This is a genomic window from Nocardia sp. NBC_01329 (assembly GCF_035956715.1).
Lineage (GTDB): Bacteria > Actinomycetota > Actinomycetes > Mycobacteriales > Mycobacteriaceae > Nocardia.
Genome location: NZ_CP108381.1, coordinates 2306650 through 2321502, shown reverse-complemented (window position 1 = coordinate 2321502; position 14853 = coordinate 2306650). Strand labels below are relative to the sequence as shown.

Genomic DNA, 14853 nt, shown 5'->3' with positions numbered 1-14853 from the left:
GCCGGTCAGAGTTCCGGGCTGGGCGCGACCCGTTCCAGGACGCGCAGCGAGCTGGTCACCGATACCTCACGGAATTCGCCGCTCTCGAGCGCCCGGCGGTATATGCCATAGGGTGCCCGGCCGCCGTCGGCGGGGTCGGGGAACACATCGTGGATGGCGAGCCCACCCCCGGGGACCACCCATTTCACCCAGCCGCGGTAGTCGCGGTCGGCGGCTTCTTCGGTGTGGCCGCCGTCGATGAACAGGAAATCGATCGGGGTTCGCCAGGTGGCGGCGACGCGGGTGGAGGTGCCGACGATCGCGAGGACGGTATCGGAGAGGCCCGCGGTGTCGATGGTGTGCCGGAACCGGGGCAGGGTGTCGAACAGGCCGGTGACCGGGTCGACCAGGGAGGTGTCGTGGTACTCCCATCCGGGTTGGTGTTCCTCGGAGCCGTGGTGGTGATCGATGGTGAAGACGACCCCGTCCTGCGCGCGGGCCGCGGCACCGAGCAGCACGGCCGATTTACCGCAGTAGGTACCGATTTCGGTGATGACCCCGCCGCGGCAGTACTGCGCGGCCGCGGCGTACAGCGCGCGTCCCTCGTTCTCCGGCATGAATCCGGTGGCCCGGCGGGCATGGTCGAACAGCTGCTCGTCGGTCAGCGGCCGGGTGGGGACTGATAGTGGCATCGAGCATCCTTCTGAACAGGTACACGTGGTCCGCGGCGGCCGCAGCGAGAGCGGAGGCGGTGCATCATCGGGCTGTGGACTCTTTTGTTCGGGGATCACGCGGTCACGACGGTGACCCGACAGTACGTCATGGGGTGTGTGCTCGGAGATAGTCGATCGGGCACCTGACCGACACTACATATCCAGACAGGTGCCGGCGCCGTCGACGTTCCGGGCTCGCCCAGGCCGCCCCTGTTAGGGTCTGGAAATATGGCCTCCACTCCCGGTCGGCGGCCGCGCGCCGACGCGGCCCGAAATATCGAGCGGATCCTGGTGGCCGCGCACGAAGCGTTCTCCGAACACGGCGCGGATACGCAGCTGAGCGCGATCGCCGGTCGCGCCGGCGTGGGTGCGGCGACGCTGTATCGGCATTTCGCGAGCCGGGACGAGTTGATACAGGCCGTGCTCGCGCGGCGGTTCGACGAGGATGTCGAACCGGTGGTCGCCGTGGCGCTGGCCACGGCGGACCCATGGCGAGCCATGGTCGACATGCTGACGGTGTTACTGGAGGTCGCCGCAGGCGATCAGCGGGTGATCGCGGCCGCGCAGTCGCCGGATGTCTTCACCGGGTTGGCCGCACGGTATTTCGACGCATTCGGAATGGTGCTGCGGCGAGCGCAGGACGCGGGGGTGGTGCGCGATGATCTCGTGGCCGCGGATCTGCCCCGATTGACCACCATGTTGATCAGCGCGCAGCGTCTCGGGGGCGCCGAAGACGCCATGTTCCTCGGAATGGGTAGCGCCGGAAGCGGTCCGGGCAACGGATGGCGGCGATACCTCGCACTGATTCTGGATGCGATACGTCCGGCCGCGGCTACCCCCTTACCGTCGTTCGACACACGCAACGGCACAGGATCACACGACCGGAGTTGATTCGACGCCCGCCGAGGTGCGGCTCCAGGCACAAAGCGAGAGTCAACTCTCACTTGTGCTACCTTCGCCCGAGAGGGCAGACGAGAGTCGACTCTCGCTTACTTCGTTTGCGTACCTGCGTGATGACTGAACGGATTCGATCGATGACGCCCACGCCCCCCATACCTTTCTATCGACAACGTGAACTGTTCGACCTGTCCGCCGAACTCGTCCGACGCCGTGAAGCCGCACCGGTCAGCCGGGTTCGCTTTCCGATGGGATCGATATCGGTCCCGGTGTGGTTGGTCACCCGCTACCGCGACGCTCGGGAAGTGCTCGGCGATGCCGCGCTGTACAGCAACAGTTTCGACCGCATGGCCGAACACCTCGCCGAGACCCTCGGCGAGCGGGCCGCCGCGCAAATGGCCGATATCGCTCCCGGTCCGCTCGTTGCTGCCGACCCACCGGAACACACACGGCTACGCCGAGTATTGACACCAGCGTTCACCGTCAAGCGAATGCGCCGTTTGCAACCCAGGGTGGAGCAGATCGTCGTCGAACATCTGGACGCGATGGCCGCGCGCGGCGGACCGGTCGATCTGGTCGACAGCTTTGCGCTACCCGTGCCGTCACTGGTGATCTGCGAACTGCTCGGCGTGCCCTACGCAGACCGTGCCGACTTCCAGAAACGCGGCGCGGTCCAGCTCGATCGGTCACGCGGCCACGACGAGCGTGCGTCCGCCGGCGCCGAATCACGTTCTTATATGGCCGAATTGGTGCGAATGAAACGTTCCGACCAGGGGGGCGACCTGTTGAGCATGCTGGTGCTCGACCACGGCGACGCGCTCTCCGACGCGGATCTGATCGGGATAGGCACACTGCTGTTGCTCGCCGGGCACGAGACCACCGCGAGCATGCTCGCGCTGTCCACTCTGCTGCTGCTCGAACACCCGGACCAATGGGCGACACTACGGGAAGATCCGGCGAACGCGAGCCGGGCAGTCGAGGAACTGCTGCGTCATCTCTCGATTGTCCACCACCCCGGGATTCGAACAGCCCTGCAGGACACGATGATCGGCGAGCACCATATCGCGGCGGGCGATATGGTGCTCTGCTCGATCCCCAGCGCGAACCGCGATCCGATACTCGCCGGCGATACCTTCGACATCACCAGGAAGCCGAGCGGGCATCTGGCGTTCGGTCACGGCATCCACCATTGTGTCGGGGCGCCGCTGGCGCGCATGGAAATGCAGGCCGCCCTTCCGGAGCTGGCAAGCAGATTTCCCACACTGCGGTTGGCCGTATCGCCCGACGAACTCACGTTCCGAGCCGACTCGATCGTCTACGGCGTGCAGTCACTGCCGGTCGACTGGTAACCGCGATGCGTATTCGAGTCGATCACGGTGTCTGCATCGGATCGGGAAACTGTGTGTCGACCGCCGCGGCGGTCTTCGACCAGAACGACGACACCGGCCTCGTCGAAACTTTGACCGAGCACCCGGCGGCCGAACACCGGCACGCCGTCGTCGAGGCGATTTCGAGATGTCCGGCGCGCGCGATCACGGTAACCGAAGACAGCACAGTCGAAACACGACGCCCCGACAGGACGTCCGGGTGGCTGGTCACCAAGACGATCATCGTCGATGTGGGGATGCCTTACGCCGCATACCTGGCGTTGAAGCTGGTAGGGGTATCCGATGTCACCGCCCTCGTGGTCGCGGGCGGTGTGTCCGTACTGCGGGTCGGTGTGAGCTATATCCGACATCGACGGATCAGTGCACTGGCGATGCTCGTGACGGCTCGTTTCGCACTGGGCATCCTGGCGGGGTTGCTGACCGGCGATGCGCGGGTCGTGCTCCTCAAGGATCCGATCATCACCGCCGTGATGGGTGCGGCGATTCTGGCGTCACTGACACTGCGGCGCCCGCTGACCTTCTACATCCGTCGGGACTTCGTCCCGGATGGCATGAGCTGGGACGAGGCCTGGGATCATTCGAGGGCATTCCGGCGGCAGAACCGCATTATCGCAGCGGCTTGGGGAGCCGGTCTCGTCGGGGAGTCGGTGGCACGTGTCGCGCTGGTGCTCACCGTTCCGGTGCAGGTGGCCGCCGTTACGTCACCATTGTTCGGCACCACCTGCGTACTTCTGTTGTTCGGATGGATGAACTGGTACCTGCGGACACAGCGCACCACGACAGCCGAGGTGCGGTCGTAACGATGCGCCCGGTGGTTATGCCAGGAATTCGAATTCGGGCGTCGTTCGTCGGCGAATTTTGACGTCACTTCGGCTCGGTGATCGGTACGCCGCTTATCCGATGGCGTCGCGATCGGTCATACCAGCACAATGGACCGATGATGCGAATGGAGGCCGTGCGCGGCGACATCACCGAACAGCAGGTCGACGCGGTGGTCAACGCCGCGAATTCCTCGTTGCTCGGTGGCGGTGGCGTCGACGGCGCCATTCACCGCAGGGGCGGACCCGAGATCTTGTCGGAGTGCCGAGACCTGCGCGCCGCGCACCTCGGCAAGGGGCTGCCGACCGGGCAGGCGGTGGCGACGACCGCGGGACGACTGCCCGCGCGCTGGGTGATCCACACCGTGGGCCCGGTATGGTCGGCCACCGAGGACCGCTCGGCGTTGCTCGCCTCCTGCTACAGCGAATCCCTGCGTGTGGCAGCGGAACTGGGTGCCGAGACTGTGGCCTTCCCCGCGATCTCCACCGGCATCTTCGGCTGGCCGATGGACGACGGTGCCCGAATTGCCGTCGAGACGGTGGGTGCCGCGGAAGCGGCCGTCGAATATGTGCGGTTCGTGCTGTTCGACGAGCGAGCACTTGCGGCCTTTGCCGCAGCACTGGAATAGAGCGGGCGTGCAACAGCGGTTCAGTGCCAAAGGACCGGACCCGAGTAGCGGACGGGCCGGCCGCGAGCACCGCGAGACCGTCCCACCCGTGCGCTGCGAGAGAGTTGATCCGACACCTGCTCGGCACTAGTATCTAGACACATGTCCGAAGGCGATTCCAGAATTCTCGAGGCCACCCGGCGGCGCCTGAGCGGCAAGCAGGCGGACACCGTGGAAAAACTCACCGGAGCCGCGATGGAAGTGCTGTCCCGGGAAGGCTTCGCCGGACTCACCATCCGGATGGTCGCCACCGAGGCCGGCGTGGGCACCGCGACCGCCTACACGTACTTTTCCTCGAAAGAACACCTGGTCGCAGAGATCTTCTGGCGCCGAATCAGGTCTTCGAAGACCCCGGTCAGCGACGACACCGACCCCACTGTCCGGGTAGTCGCCGAACTCCGCGGTATCGCTCTGCTCGTGGCCGACGAACAGGAACTGTCCGGTGCGGTGACCAGCGCACTGCTCGGCCGCGATCCCGATGTCGAGCATCTGCGCACCCGGATCGGAATGGAGATCCGCCGGCGCATCACCCGGGCACTGGAACCCGAAGCCGATCCCGAAACCGTGGAATCGCTGGAACTGCTGTACGCGGGGGCGCTGGTGCGGGCGGGGATGGGCTACGAATCGTATGCCGATATCGCCGACCGGCTCGAACGAGCGGCGATGCTCGTCCTGAAATGAGCCCGTACGGGCGGGACTGCTAGCCGGTCACCGCCGCGCGGCGCGCATGGGAGTAGATCAGCCGCGCGTACTCACCGAGAAGTTCCTCCAAGCGCACCTGCTGGCCGGCGGCCACCATCTGCTGGTATCCGATGAGCAGCGCCATACCGAGTTCGGCATCGACCCCGGCTATCCGCTCGTCGTCCACCACGCTCATGATGGTTTTCCGCACGGTGCGGCGCCGGGACTCGTCGACCCGCTTGAGCGCCACCCCCACCGCTTCATCATTGGCGGCCCACGCCCGGATCGCGGCCTCCGCCCGATGGTGCAGGCCCAGCGTCAGATTCGACAGAGCCTGAATCGCCTCGTCCGGTGTGGACGGATCGAAGTTGAGGGTGCGCAGGATCAGCACCTGCCGGTTCTCCCAATGATCCAGCAGCGCATCCACATACGACTGCCAACTGCCGAAATGGTGATAGAACGATCCGCTGGTCACCCCGAGCCGCCGGCACAGCACCCCGATGTTCAAGTGCCGGAAACCGAGCTCGGACAGAACCTCCAGGCCGGTGTCGAAGTAATTGTCCTTACTGACGATACGAGACATACGGCGCCGATCTCTTCGGTGAACGGGTGGGATTTCGAGGATCGAACAGTACCCCATAACACCACGTCCCGGCCGCGAGTGGTGACAGGTCAGCGCAGGCCTACGCCGAGCAGCGCGTCCACGGCAGCCGCGATATCGGCGCCCGCGCCGGGATCGGCGCCACCGTAGGCGAGAGTGTCACGCGCCCAGGCGTCGACGGCCGCCAGCGCGGCCGGAGTATCCAGATCGTCGGCGAGATGAGCGCGCAAGCGGCCGACAGTACCGTCGGCCGGAGGCGCGGCGGATACTGCCGCAGCCTGCCGCCAGCGCTGCAGCCGCGCTTCGGCTTCGGTGAGCACACTGTCGGTCCACATCCGGTCCGTGCGATAGTGGCCGGCGAACAGTCCCAACCGGATAACCGCCGGATCCACACCCTGGGCCCGCAGCTTCGAAACCAGCACCAGATTGCCCTTGGACTTGGACATCTTCTCCCCGTCCAGCCCGATCATCCCGGTGTGCACATAGTGGCGGGCGAAGCGGCGGCCCGCGGCCAGAGCCTCACCGTGCGCCGCGGAGTATTCGTGATGCGGATAGATCAGATCGCTACCGCCACCCTGGATATCGAATTCGGTACCGAGCCGGTTCACCGCGATCGCCGAGCATTCGATATGCCAGCCCGGACGACCCGGACCGAACGGCGACGACCACGACGGCTCCCCCGCGCGTTCGGCCCGCCACAGCAGAGCGTCCAACGGATCACGCTTACCCGGGCGGTCCGGGTCGCCCCCGCGTTCGGCGAACAACCGTTCCATCGTCGGCCGGTCATAGCCGGATTCGTACCCGAACTGCTCGTTGGCGTCGGTCCGGAAATAGATATCGGGGTACTGCTCGTCCTCGACGGTGTACGCGGCACCGGCGGCCAGCAGTTTCCCGACCAGTTCGACGACCTCGTCCACCGATTCGATCGCGCCCACGTACTCCCGCGGCGGCAGCACCCGCAGCGCCGCCATGTCCTCGCGGAACAACTCGATCTCGCCGGTGCCCAGATCCCGCCAGTCCACCCCGTCCCGGTTCGCCCGCTCGAACAGCGGATCGTCGACATCGGTGACGTTCTGTACGTAATGCACCTCGTGTCCGCCGTCGCGCAGCACCCGGTTCACCAGATCGAAGGTGAGGTAAGTGGCGGCGTGGCCGAGGTGGGTGGCGTCGTACGGGGTGATCCCGCATACGTACATGGTGGCTATCCGGCCGGGGGTCACCGGCCGGATACAGGAGTCGGCTGTGTCGTGCAATCGCAACGGTGGCCCTGCTCCGGGGACCGCTGGAATCGGGGTATCGGACCAGGACTGCATACCTTCGAGAGTAGAGGTCGCGACACCCCGCACCCCGCCCACCCCGGCGGGCGATCCACTACCACGATCATCTAGGGCGCCCGGACCTGCGCCGACGCCGTGCCCAGCGGAAGGCAACCGTTGGAGTCGGGCAGAGCCGATCCCGCGACAGCCCGGTCACGGATTCAGAAGGCCGGCCACGGAATGGGGCGCGATGTCTCGGGGAACGGCAGTACCGGCTCGTCCAGCAGACGTTTCGCGCGCCGCAACAGCGCGTCGATCTCGGGGTCGGTGAGATGGTCGGCCAACCGGCCGGCGAGCTCACCGGGCAAGGTTTCGGTGAACGCGGCGATATCGGCGAGCAGATCCCCCGGTATCGGCTCCCCCGCCCAGCCCCACAGCACCGTGCGCAGTTTGTTCTGCTGGTGCAGACAGATCCCGTGATCGACGCCGTACACATCGCCGTCCACCGATTCCAGCGCATGCCCGCCCTTGCGGTCGGCGTTGTTCAACAACACATCCAGCACCGCCATCCGCAGCAACCTCGGATCGTCGGCGTGCACCAGCGCCACTTCGTCCCCGGCGCCGTCATAGGCACGCAGCACCTCCCGGAACCCGTCCGGCACCACCTCCGGTGGGCACAGATCGACCAGGTCCAGCCGGGCGCTGCCCGGATCCCGGGGTTCGCGGGTGGTGATCCAGCGCTGCACCATGCCGGGACCGTAAGGCCCGTCCCGCAACACCGTTTCCGGGATCACCGTCCACCCCAGCGCGTCGCCGATCAGATACGACGCCACCTCACGTCCGGCCAGTGTCCCGTCCGGGAAATCCCATAGTGGTTGCTCGCCGCGGATCGGCTTGTACACCACCCGCAAGTCGCCGTCGGCGGCGGTCAGATCGCAGACCAGCGTCACATTGCTGGCGACCCCCACCCGGCCCAGCACCGTCAGCTCACCCACGTGCAGAGCGTCCACGGCGCCGGACACGATCATTCCTCCAGATCGCTCGCGCCGAACAGTTCACCGCGCTTGTAGCCGTTCGTGCGTACACACATGTGCCCACGCGCCGACAACGGTTCCCCGCACAACGGGCACGGTGGCCGGCCGGCCGCGATCACCCGGGTCGAGCGCAGCGCGAACTCGCGCGCCTGATCGGGAGTGAGAAAAACGCGCACCGCGTCCGGGCCCTCGTCGGTGTCGTCGAGTACCACCGATTCGTCGACCTCGGTCTCGGTGATCGCCAGCAGTTCCACCACCACCGCGCCCGCGTCGGCGTCCCAGCCCAGTCCCATGGTGCCGACCCGGAACTCCGCATCGACCGGCGTCACCAACGGAGCGTTGTCGTTGACCTCATCGGCCTGCGGCGGTACCTCGGCACCGAATCGCCGCGCCACCTCGTCGAGCAACAGTCCCATCCGGTCGGCGAGAACTTTGACCTGCTGCTTCTCCAGCAGCACACTCACCACCCGGGGTTCCTCCACCGCCTGCAAGTAGAACGCGCGATCGCCCGGCTCACCGACAGTTCCGGCGACGAAACGCTCGGGGGTGCGGAAAACATGGATTGCGCGTGACACATGCACCTCCTGATACGTAACCCTGTTCGGCTGCGGTGCTCCGCTGCGCCGTATCCCGGCGCGGACGCCGATTCACCCGATCCGAGCCGCGCCCGCCGGTATCGGGCATACCCATTATCCGTCTTTCCTTCCCGCACCGATCTCCCCGCCGGGCACAGGTCCCGATGTGCCGGATTCGGCCTTCGGCGCGGGCGCCAGACCGGACAGGTCCGCACCGGTGTCGTTCATCCGGGTGACGAACGGCGCGGTGCGGGTGTAGCGGATGACGCTCAGCGAAGCGGGCTCGACCATGATCCGCTGGAAGCCGTCGAGGTGGATCCCGAGCGCGTCGGCGAGCACCGACTTGATCACATCACCGTGGGTGCAGGCCACCCACAGTTGGTCCCCGTCGTGCAGTTCGGCCAATGCCCGGTCGTGTTCCCGGATCGCCGAAACAGCCCGCGCCTGCACCTGCGCCAACCCCTCGCCACCGGGGAACACCGCAGCCGAAGCATGCCGCTGCACCACCTGCCACAGCGGTTCCTGCAGGAGGTCCCGGATCTTGCGGCCGGTCCACTCGCCGTAGTCGACCTCGGCGAGGCGGTCGTCGACCACCGGTTCCAGACCGAGTTCGGCTGCCAGCGGCGATACCGTGCGCTGGCAGCGCAGCAGCGGGGAGGTCACGATCCGTGAAATCGGCAGGCCGGTGAGCCGGTCGGCGACGGCGCGGGCCTGTTCACCACCGCGGTCGGTAAGTTCCACACCGGAACTGCGACCGGCGAGAGTGCCTCCGATATTGGACGTCGACACACCGTGTCGCAGCAGGATCACCGTCATGCGGCCAGCCTAATGGGCGCAGTCGGGCCCAGCCCATCCGCAAGACTTCGCACGACTGGAGCGAACACGCACCGGGCCACCACCGGGCCCATACCGGTACCGATCATGTGGCCGACACGACTCCGCCCGCGAGCAGGCCGATGATCACGAACCCCAGCACGATCCGGTAGCCGACGAACCAGTAGAACGAATGCTTCTCCACGAACCGCAGCAACCACGCCACCGACACATAGCCGACGACGAACGAAACCAGGGTCGCCACCAGCAACTGCGCGCCCGACGCGTTCAAGCCCTCACCCGCGGGTTCGAAAGCGTCCGGGAGACTGAAAAGTCCGGACGCGGTCACCGCCGGTATCGCGAGCAGGAACGAGAACCGAACCGCCGCCTCACGTTTCAGACCGAGGAACAGGCCCGCGCTGGCAGTCGCACCCGACCGGGACACACCGGGGATCAGTGCCAGGCACTGCGCGAAACCCATCGCCAGACCGTCGCGGGTGGTGAGCTGTTCCAGCGGCCGCTCTTTCCGGCCGAAATGTTCGGCCGCCGCGATCACCAGCGCGAACACGATCAGCATGATCGCCACCAACCACAGATTGCGGGCCCCGGTACGGATCTGATCCTTGAAGACCAGCCCCAGCACGCCGATCGGGATGGTGGCAATGATCACATACCAGCCCATCCGGTAATCGAGTTCGCGCTGCGCCTCGGCGCCGGGGTCGTATCCGGCGGGGCCCGATCCGGTGACGACCGGAAGTTTGGTGGTGACCATTTCGCTGACCGGCACGTTCTCCCGGGAACGCACGGTCAGCTTCTCGAACACGGTGGCGCACCACACACAGATGATTCGCCAGATGTCCTTGGCGAAGAACAGCAGGACCGCGGCCTCGGTTCCGAGCTGAGTGACCGCGGTGAACGAGGCGCCCGCGTCATCACCGAAAAACACCGAGGACACGATCCGCAGATGCCCCGACGACGAAACCGGAAGGAACTCCGTCAAACCCTGCACCAATCCGAGCACCAACGCCTGCAGCCAGGTCATCGACTCGCCAACCACACGTCCTCCTGTACAACGCCGAAAACCCGCTCCGCCTTCGGTCTTACGGCACCCCGGACGCAGCCGGGCACGGCGACGACCGGCAGCGACCCTACAGTGCCCGCGCCAAGCCCTGCTCGGCGGCCACTCGCGCGGCGGACACGCCGCGCGGACGGTTCGTCGCGGACCGCCTCCGCGCGAACACGCTCTAGGCTGGACGCCGTGAGGAAACGTCGAACCGTGCCGTGTCTTCTGACCACCTCCGGGCCCCACACGCTCATGCCGGACACGGGGACTCGGTGATGGAACAGCGCACCGTCGGCCGCAGCGGGCTGCGGGTTTCACGAATCGGCCTGGCCACCCATACATGGGGTAGCCATACCGACCCCGATACCGCCGCCGCGCAACTGATCGCGTTCGCCGAATCCGGCGGCACCCTCGTCGACACCTCACCCGCCTACACCGGTGGGGCCGCGCAACGGATCCTCGCCGACCTCCTCGGTGATCTGGTGTCACGCGATGAACTCGTCCTGTGCGCGGGCGCGGGCCTGGTACCGCATCTGCCCTCGGTTCCCGTCGGCAGCGACCCGCCGCCCCACGGGCAGGCCCGGATCACCGTCGACTGCTCACGGCGCACCCTGCTCCGGCAACTCGACCGCACCCTGCTGGAACTGGGCACCGACCACCTCGACCTGTGGCAGGTCACCACCTGGGACCCCGGCACCCCGCTCGACGAGATCGCCGCCACCCTGCAGTACGCGGTCAGCTCCGGGAGAACCCGGTACGCGGGGGTCCGCGGATTCACCGCCTGGCAGCTGGCCAGCCTCGCCGCGGTCAGCCCGATCACCGCCGTGCAGACCCCGTATTCGCTGCTCACCCGCGGCGCGGAGGACGATACGGCGCCCGCTGCCACACACCACGGCGCCGGACTGGTGGCCACCGCACCGCTGGCGGGCGGCATCCTCACCGGCAAGTACCGCGACGGTGTCCCCGCCGATTCCCGCGCCGCCGACGAGGCCACCGCCGCCGAGATCCGCGGCCGTCTCGACGACGACCGCGCCACCGCCGTGGTCGATGCTCTCGTCACCGCCGCCGACGGGCTGGCCACCTCACCGCTGGCGGTCGCGCTGGCATGGGTGCGGGACCGGCCCGGGGTCGCGAGCATGCTCGTCGGCGCCCGCGATATGGGTCAGCTCACCGGGGTGCTGGCCGCCGAGACGCTGGAACTGCCCCGGGCGATCGCCGCCGCCCTCGACGATGTGAGCTCCACCCCGTAGACCGGGGGCGGGCACTCACCACACACACCCGTACGGATTAGCCTTGCCTTCATGAGGTATCACCGGGTCCGATCCGGACGGGCGCGCGCACTGCTGGCCGGACTCGCGGCGGGTCTACTCGTACTCACCGCGGCATGCGACAGCGCCGAACCGGCCGGCGCCACGGGACAGGGCCCGGCGACCGCGGCCCTCGACAACCTCGACCCGGTGCCCATCACCCCGGCACCCACCCCGGTCCTGCCGGCCACCGTCCGCTCGTTCGACGGCACCGATGTCACCGTCACCGACGCGAGCCGCATCGTCGCCGCCGACCGGTACGGCACCCTCGCCCAGATCGTATGGGCGCTCGGTCTGGGCGAGAACCTGGTGGGCCGCAGCACCGCCGCATCGTTCCCCGCCGTTTCTCATCTGCCGAACGTCACCGGCGGCAACGGCGCACTCAACGTCGAATCGATCCTCGCGTTACGGCCCAGCGTGTTCCTCACCGACACCACCAGCGCTTCCCCGGCGGTCCGGGAACAGTTGCGCGCCACCGGGATCACCGTCGTCTATTTCGACCCGGAACGCACCATGGAGGGCGTGGTCCCGCAGATCGAAGCGGTTGCCGCCGCTCTGGGAGTACCGCAGCGCGGACAGGAACTCGGGCAGCGCACCAGCGACGAGATCACCGCCGCCAGCGCCGCGGTACCCGCCCCGGACCCGCGGCTTCGGATCGCGTTCCTGTACCTGCGATCCAGCGCGATCACCATGCTCGCCGGGCCGGGCTCCGGCGCCGACGCGCTCATCGCGGCGCTGCACGCCGAGGACGCCGGACAGCAGGCCGGGCTCACCGAACCGTTCACCGCCATCACCAGTGAAGCCATGATCGCAGCATCCCCGGATGTGCTGCTGGTCATGACCGACGGGATGAAATCGATCGGCGGGGTCGACGGAATCGTGCAGATCCCCGGGATCGCGCAGACTCCGGCCGGGCGCGACAAACGCATCATCGACATGTCCGACGCGGTGCTGTTGTCGTTCGGCCCGAACACCGGCCGCGTCATCTCCGCCCTGTCCGACGCCGTCTACGGCCGAACCGGCGCATGAGCGAGTCGGGCCCGGAGGGGCAGCGCAGCGTAACTCCGCAGGGCCCTCGCTCATGCGCGATGGGGACAGCGTGACCGTAGAGCTGGATGAACCACCTCCCCCGGCCACCGGTCATCCGCAACGCCGGGCCGTCCTCGCCTTCACAATCGCCACGGTGGTGCTGGTGGCGCTGGCGCTGGCCTCCGCCGCCATCGGGCAGGTACCGACCACTCCCGCCGAGGTCGCCGGCAGCGTCGCCCACCGCATCGGACTGGACTGGGGGCCCATGCCCACACACCCAGCCGGGGAGGTCACGCTCTGGGAGGTCCGGTTCCCGCGGGTCGTGCTGGCCATCCTGGTGGGGGCCGCCCTCGCCACCGCCGGTGCACTACTACAGGGCGTGTTCGCCAACCCACTCGCCGAACCGGGCGTGATCGGCGTGTCCGCGGGTGCGGCGGTGGGTGCCGGGACCGTGATCGTATTCGGCGGGGCATTCGTCGCCGCCTGGTCGGTCGCGGCCGCCGCGTTCGCCGCCGGACTGGTCACCACGGCGCTGGTGTACATGCTGTCGCGATCGGGCGGCCGCACCGAGGTGGTGACCCTCGTACTCACCGGTGTCGCCATCAACGCTTTCGCCGGCGGGCTCATCGCGTTACTGCTGTTCGTCGCCTCACCCGCCGCCCGCGACCAGATCGTGTTCTGGCAGCTCGGCAGCCTCAACGGCGCCACCTGGGATGCGGTCACGATCGTCGCGGTACTCACCACCGCCGGAGTCGCCGCCGCGGTACTCGTCGCACCCCGGCTGGATCTACTCGCGCTCGGGGAATCAGCGGCCCGCCATCTCGGTGTCGACGTGGAACGGCTCCGGCGCACGGTGATCGTGATCGTCGCGGTGCTCACCACCGCGGGGGTGGCGTTCACCGGCATCATCCTGTTCGTCGGCCTGATCGTCCCGCACGTGGTGCGGATGATCGTCGGGCCGGGTCATCGGGCCCTCATCCCGGTCAGCGCCGTCCTCGGCGCCGTGGTGCTGCTCGCCGCCGACGTCGCCGCACGCTCCCTGGTCGACAATGCCGACCTGCCGCTGGGCATGCTCACCTCGCTCATCGGCGCCCCGTTCTTCTTCTGGCTGTTGCGTCGCACGCGGGCGCGAGCGGGAGGCTGGGCATGACAACCGCCCCGACCCCACTGCGCCGCGGCCTCACCGGGCTGCTGCGCCGCGCCCACGAACTGCCCCGCACGCCGGAGACGGGCAGCGTCACGGTGCGGGCGCGGGGGGTCACGCTGGACCGGCACGGGGGCGGCGGCGGGACCCGACGGGTACTCGACGGGGTCGATTTCGAGGTCTCGGCCGGTGAGGTCGTGGCCTTGGTCGGCCCGAACGGTGCCGGGAAATCGACGCTGCTCGCGGTGCTGGCCGGTGAACTGGAAGCCGGGCACGGCAGTGTCGAACTCGACGGCCGCCCGCTCGACCGGTGGACACCGATCGATATGGCCCGCCGCCGCGCCGTACTGCCCCAATCCCACACCGTCGGGTTCCCGTTCACCGCCGCCGAGGTGATCGCGATGGGTCGCGCGCCCTGGCAGCGCACCCCGCGCGCCGCGGGCGACCACGAGATCATCGCCGCCGCCATGGCAGCTACCGACAGCACCCATCTCGCCGGCCGCGCGTTCCCGAGCCTGTCCGGGGGTGAACGGGCCCGGGTGGCGCTCGCCCGGGTACTGGCGCAGGACACCACGACCCTGCTGCTGGACGAACCGACCGCCGCCTTGGACCTGGGACATCAGGAGGCCGTGCTCACTCTCGCCGCCGAACGTGCCGCCGCCGGTGCCGCGGTGGTGGTGGTTCTGCACGATCTGGCGTCGGCCGCCGCCTACGCCGATCGTGTCGCCGTCCTCGACGCCGGACGGGTCGCGGCCGCCGGGCCACCGCGCGAGATCCTCACCAGCGAGCTCCTCAGCCGCGTCTATCGATACCCGGTCGAGGTTCTCGACCATCCCGGTACCGGCGCGCAACTGGTCCTGCCCGCCCGCCGGGCGCGCGGCTGAATG

The 14853-nt window shown here is 68.0% G+C and carries 16 protein-coding genes; 9 read left to right on the top strand and 7 right to left on the bottom strand.

What is annotated here, in order from left to right:
- Positions 1 to 5: 5 nt before the first annotated feature.
- Positions 6 to 671, bottom strand: coding sequence for a class I SAM-dependent methyltransferase (locus OG405_RS10905; protein WP_327151501.1), 666 nt, complete (start codon positions 669 to 671; stop codon positions 6 to 8).
- A gap of 249 nt (positions 672 to 920) precedes the next feature.
- On the opposite strand from OG405_RS10905, the gene OG405_RS10900 reads away from it, so the two are divergent.
- The 5 genes from OG405_RS10900 (at position 921) to OG405_RS10880 (ending at position 5144) form a co-directional block, all read left to right on the top strand.
- Positions 921 to 1583: a TetR/AcrR family transcriptional regulator gene (locus tag OG405_RS10900; RefSeq protein ID WP_327151500.1), complete on the top strand. Its 663-nt coding sequence runs from the start codon at positions 921 to 923 to the stop codon at positions 1581 to 1583.
- A 143-nt stretch (positions 1584 to 1726) separates the two neighbouring features.
- Complete coding sequence (locus OG405_RS10895; protein ID WP_327151499.1) at positions 1727 to 2938, top strand: cytochrome P450; 1212 nt, start codon at positions 1727 to 1729, stop codon at positions 2936 to 2938.
- A gap of 53 nt (positions 2939 to 2991) precedes the next feature.
- On the top strand, positions 2992 to 3777 hold the full coding sequence (locus OG405_RS10890; RefSeq protein ID WP_327151498.1) for a VC0807 family protein: 786 nt from the start codon (positions 2992 to 2994) through the stop codon (positions 3775 to 3777).
- 137 nt (positions 3778 to 3914) lie between these two features.
- On the top strand, positions 3915 to 4424 hold the full coding sequence (locus tag OG405_RS10885; RefSeq protein WP_327151497.1) for an O-acetyl-ADP-ribose deacetylase: 510 nt from the start codon (positions 3915 to 3917) through the stop codon (positions 4422 to 4424).
- Between the two features lie 141 nt (positions 4425 to 4565).
- On the top strand, positions 4566 to 5144 hold the full coding sequence (locus OG405_RS10880; protein ID WP_327151496.1) for a TetR/AcrR family transcriptional regulator: 579 nt from the start codon (positions 4566 to 4568) through the stop codon (positions 5142 to 5144).
- Between the two features lie 19 nt (positions 5145 to 5163).
- Here the strand turns inward: OG405_RS10880 and OG405_RS10875 are convergent, their stop codons facing one another.
- The 6 genes from OG405_RS10875 to OG405_RS10850 form a co-directional block, all read right to left on the bottom strand.
- Positions 5164 to 5727: a TetR/AcrR family transcriptional regulator gene (locus OG405_RS10875; RefSeq protein WP_327151495.1), complete on the bottom strand. Its 564-nt coding sequence runs from the start codon at positions 5725 to 5727 to the stop codon at positions 5164 to 5166.
- A gap of 89 nt (positions 5728 to 5816) precedes the next feature.
- Positions 5817 to 7058: a cysteine--1-D-myo-inosityl 2-amino-2-deoxy-alpha-D-glucopyranoside ligase gene (gene mshC / locus OG405_RS10870; RefSeq protein WP_327151494.1), complete on the bottom strand. Its 1242-nt coding sequence runs from the start codon at positions 7056 to 7058 to the stop codon at positions 5817 to 5819.
- Between the two features lie 164 nt (positions 7059 to 7222).
- Complete coding sequence (locus tag OG405_RS10865) at positions 7223 to 8029, bottom strand: SCO1664 family protein (RefSeq protein WP_327151493.1); 807 nt, start codon at positions 8027 to 8029, stop codon at positions 7223 to 7225.
- Complete coding sequence (locus tag OG405_RS10860) at positions 8026 to 8610, bottom strand: DUF3090 domain-containing protein (RefSeq protein WP_327151492.1); 585 nt, start codon at positions 8608 to 8610, stop codon at positions 8026 to 8028. Before OG405_RS10860 ends, OG405_RS10865 begins: the two co-directional genes overlap by 4 nt.
- A 114-nt stretch (positions 8611 to 8724) precedes the next feature.
- Positions 8725 to 9426 carry a histidine phosphatase family protein gene (locus OG405_RS10855; RefSeq protein ID WP_327151491.1) on the bottom strand — a complete coding sequence of 234 codons (702 nt, stop codon included), beginning with the start codon at positions 9424 to 9426 and terminating at the stop codon, positions 8725 to 8727.
- A gap of 103 nt (positions 9427 to 9529) precedes the next feature.
- Complete coding sequence (locus OG405_RS10850) at positions 9530 to 10465, bottom strand: undecaprenyl-diphosphate phosphatase (protein WP_327152302.1); 936 nt, start codon at positions 10463 to 10465, stop codon at positions 9530 to 9532.
- A 296-nt stretch (positions 10466 to 10761) separates the two neighbouring features.
- Between OG405_RS10850 and OG405_RS10845 the strand changes: the two genes are divergently transcribed.
- The 4 genes from OG405_RS10845 to OG405_RS10830 are packed head-to-tail and all read left to right on the top strand — an operon-like array spanning position 10762 to position 14850.
- Entirely contained in the window at positions 10762 to 11736 is a 975-nt protein-coding gene (locus tag OG405_RS10845) for an aldo/keto reductase (protein WP_327151490.1), read from the top strand.
- Between the two features lie 51 nt (positions 11737 to 11787).
- Complete coding sequence (locus OG405_RS10840; protein WP_327151489.1) at positions 11788 to 12822, top strand: heme/hemin ABC transporter substrate-binding protein; 1035 nt, start codon at positions 11788 to 11790, stop codon at positions 12820 to 12822.
- A gap of 52 nt (positions 12823 to 12874) precedes the next feature.
- A complete protein-coding gene (locus OG405_RS10835; protein WP_442790692.1) occupies positions 12875 to 13972 on the top strand; it encodes a FecCD family ABC transporter permease in 1098 nt (365 codons plus the stop codon).
- Complete coding sequence (locus OG405_RS10830; RefSeq protein ID WP_327151488.1) at positions 13969 to 14850, top strand: heme ABC transporter ATP-binding protein; 882 nt, start codon at positions 13969 to 13971, stop codon at positions 14848 to 14850. The genes OG405_RS10835 and OG405_RS10830 overlap by 4 nt, the downstream gene beginning before the upstream one ends.
- Positions 14851 to 14853: the final 3 nt, after the last annotated feature.